The following is a 3,418-nucleotide window of genomic DNA, read 5'->3' as shown; positions in this document are numbered from 1 at the left end:
CTTGATATTTTTCGACCATGACTATTATCTTGTTCAAGAAAACAACTTTCTGGCTTTGAGGAATTACTCAGGTCTTGAATTCGCTGATAAAGATTTTTCTGATTTCCTTTAACTGTGATAACATAATCATTTTTAGTCTTGGCTATTAAGCTGATTGTTTTCTTCTGACAGTGTAAAGCATCGCCAGTAAAAACTTTATTTTGGAGAGTGCAATCTTCAATTATAGCTTGACTTTCGTCGATTTCAGACCCTTTTTTGTTTTCGATTCTTTTTAAGTGTAATACCAAGCCACTTTCTTGACTAAACAATGAGATAAACATAATAAAATTTTGTTGTTCATTATTAGGATTTTTTCGGGTGTTTTTGAGACTTTTTCCATCTATGTCTAGCCAATTTATATCACTTCTTTGTCCATATTCTTCTAATGCCCATTCATTAAACATTTTTAACAAAATCTGACCATCAACTCCCATCATCACCCTTCTAATTGTTGAAGAGGATGGGACTCTTTCTGGAATTATGTTAAATTCTTTACTCAGCCTGTGCCGATTATTTTTAGCAAACTCTCCTAGCTCTCTATAACCTGAGTATCCTAGCATTGTTCCCAGTATTATTACTACTAATACTATCCATAAAGGGTGTCTTTTTCCTTGATCTTTCCGAAAGTCCTTGACTTGTTTCAGTTTTTCTATTAAGCTCAACATATATTTAAAAAGTTGGCGGTCACTTCTCATTTTACCTGATAGTGATCGCTTTTACTTTTGATATTCTGATGGGAGAATGAAACAGCCCTAGGGTTGGGGGGGGGTTTCTGTTTGCCCAACAGTACCGTTGAGATGATTTCCCAAATATTGCAACCCTTTTTTAAGAATATTTATTGCTGCATTATGATCCCTATCTAAGACTGTTTGACAATTGGGACATTGATGAGTTCTAGTGCTTAATGTTTTTTGAACTCTCGTCCCACAAACTGAACAATCTTGGCTAGTAAAATGGGGAGGAACAGCAACACAAACAATCCGATAAATCTTGGCAAAATAATTCAACCATTCAGTGAATTGATACCAAGAAGCATCAGAAATCGACTTGGCAAGCTTACGGTTTTTGACTAAGTTTCTTACCTTTAAAGCTTCATAGACTACCAGATCATTAGACTGGACTAACGCCACAGCGTCTTTAATTGCTTTGTCTTTACGTTGTCTTGATACTTTAAGATGAAGCCTAGCTACCTTTACCCGTTGCTTATGATAGTTTTTAGACTGTTTCTTTCCTGTACGGAATTTCTTAGATAATCGTCGTTGTGCTTTTTTCAGTCGTTTTTCTGACTTTATTAAATAACGTGGATTCTCTACAGTATTACCTTGAGCATCGGTATAAAACTCCTTTAACCCTAAGTCAATTCCTGTTATTTGTCCCGTTGGTTTATGGTATTCTTGCCGTTCTACGTCAATTAAAAACTGGCAATAATAACCGTCAGCACGTCTAACAACTCTTACCCGTTTAATCTGTTGTTCTGAATAATAAACTAATGTCTTTTGACTACACCATAAATCAAATTCTCCTGCTTTAAAGCCATCGGTGAACTTGATTTTACGTCTATCATCAGATAGTTTGTAGCCCGTTAGTTTATACTCAACAGAACGACTATGCTTTTTGAACTGAGGAAAACCCTTTTTTTCCGGTATTTTAGCATGACAATTCTGATAAAACTTACTAATTGATTGCCAGGCTCTATCAGCAGCAGATTGACGTGCTTGTGAGTTTAATTTATTAACCCAAGGTGTCTCTTTATTGTTAGCTAGTACCGAGCAAAGTTTTTGGAGATCATTGCGGGTTGTACCCTTATGATCCATCCAATAACGAACACAAGAATTACGCACAAACTGAGAAGTTTTGATAGCTTCATCAAGCTGGTGATATTGCTCTAGTGTCCCGTTTTTTAGCTTTGCTTCTACGACTAGCATCTAACAATTCTCGACCATTGGTTAAGTAGATTATAACACAGTTTACTCACAAATGATAGAATTAAATCGATACTCCGTTGCTAATATTCTGGTCGGATTTCATCCCCCGCTAATTTTAGTGAGTATCTTGTTGAAAAATCTAGCGGGGGCATTCATCCGACATTTTAGGTAAAGTAAAATCAGTCATACACATATCAGACGGTGAGAGCGTATCAAGTAGCTCCGCAACAACCTCCGCCTGTGCTTGTCCTAATAAGCGTTCTAGCCAAATATTCGTATCCAGAAGAAACACTAGCCATTTCTCCATTCAACTGCAAGATGCTGTAACTCAATTGATGTGTAATCGGTTTTAAGCATCCCTGCCCAGTCTTGACGGAGTTTACGTTTTATAGGTTGGTTAGATTTACTTAAAAGTGACTCTACAAACGTTTGTACTTCACCCTTTAACTGGGGCGATAATTGTCTCACCAGTTCTTCTAGTGATTTTGCTGATGTACTCATGTATTTTACCAATTCAACTTTTTGTAGTAGTTGATAACTAATCTACCACCAGTCTAGCATAGGATTTGATGAGAAATAGCACTAATCTTGAAAACCCCTATAACCCAGTATAGCGCCCTAAAGCAAGCCCTCCAACCCCATCTAGGGGTGCTACCCAGTGCCTTCGGTATCGCACTTTAACCCACAGTTTCAATCAATGTGCATGGTGAGTTCCCCAAAATCGAGCGCTGGAGCAGTAGGAGCCACATTAGGGAACGCAGCCTACCAGCTGAATTCACTACGTTTACATGATTATGAGTTATCTAACACACGGTCGGGTGCAATCATTTGTTAGACCTCAAATTCGATTACAGTAGCAATGGAAGCTATAATTTCCAGCATTGTAATTTCAGAAACGCTTCCTAATTTATGAATAAACCTTTGTAAATCCACCCCTCTTAGTTGAAGAGTATCAATTGCAGAAGCTTTATTCAATCCATTGATACTGTTAGGTTCAATTTTAACGGGCCAGAAATTTGCGGAAAAATATGTTTTCCAGTCTGTAATAGGAGCAATAAGCTTGATAGGAAGCTTTCCTACTGAATCGGAACTGATGACGACAGCAGGACGCACTTTTTTGATTTCTGCACCCACAGTAGGATCGAAGTTGACTAACCAAATTTCTCCACGTTTTGGCAGCTCAGGGTTAATACTCAATGATGTCACCTGCCATTAACTCCTGCCATTCAGAATCTTGTTGATAGTGAGAGAGCATTATATCGGCTTGACTTTTGAGAATATTCCTCCGTTCAGTCATTGGTAACTTCAGAAAAGCAAGACGCTGTTTTAAGGATGGAGATATATAGCAATTCTCTGACTTATGAGGTACAGTAGCAACAGTGAGTAAACCAATTGCGAATATCTTTTTGAGTAACTTCTAACATAGCCAATTCAATCCCTTCTATTAAGTCTTT

Annotated in this window: 5 protein-coding genes; all 5 read right to left on the bottom strand. The window is 37.6% G+C overall.

Features of this window, described 5'->3' with window-relative positions; translation table 11 throughout:
- Positions 1–704: ISAs1 family transposase (locus H6F92_RS00180; RefSeq protein WP_190356378.1), on the bottom strand; the 704-nt coding region annotated here is incomplete at its 3' end.
- An 87-nt stretch (positions 705–791) separates the two neighbouring features.
- A complete protein-coding gene (locus H6F92_RS00175; protein WP_322874178.1) occupies positions 792–1,964 on the bottom strand; it encodes an RNA-guided endonuclease InsQ/TnpB family protein in 1,173 nt (390 codons plus the stop codon).
- A 291-nt stretch (positions 1,965–2,255) separates the two neighbouring features.
- Positions 2,256–2,465 (bottom strand): DUF2281 domain-containing protein, encoded by a 210-nt coding sequence (locus H6F92_RS00170; RefSeq protein WP_185238236.1) that lies wholly within the window; start codon positions 2,463–2,465, stop codon positions 2,256–2,258.
- A 330-nt stretch (positions 2,466–2,795) separates the two neighbouring features.
- Complete coding sequence (locus H6F92_RS00165; protein ID WP_190356377.1) at positions 2,796–3,170, bottom strand: type II toxin-antitoxin system PemK/MazF family toxin; 375 nt, start codon at positions 3,168–3,170, stop codon at positions 2,796–2,798.
- Complete coding sequence (locus tag H6F92_RS26910; protein ID WP_416338805.1) at positions 3,151–3,366, bottom strand: hypothetical protein; 216 nt, start codon at positions 3,364–3,366, stop codon at positions 3,151–3,153. The genes H6F92_RS00165 and H6F92_RS26910 overlap by 20 nt, the downstream gene beginning before the upstream one ends.
- Positions 3,367–3,418: the final 52 nt, after the last annotated feature.

The sequence above is a fragment of the Microcystis wesenbergii FACHB-1317 genome, assembly GCF_014696875.1.
Lineage (GTDB): Bacteria > Cyanobacteriota > Cyanobacteriia > Cyanobacteriales > Microcystaceae > Microcystis > Microcystis wesenbergii_A.
This window is presented reverse-complemented; position numbering and strand designations above follow the sequence as displayed.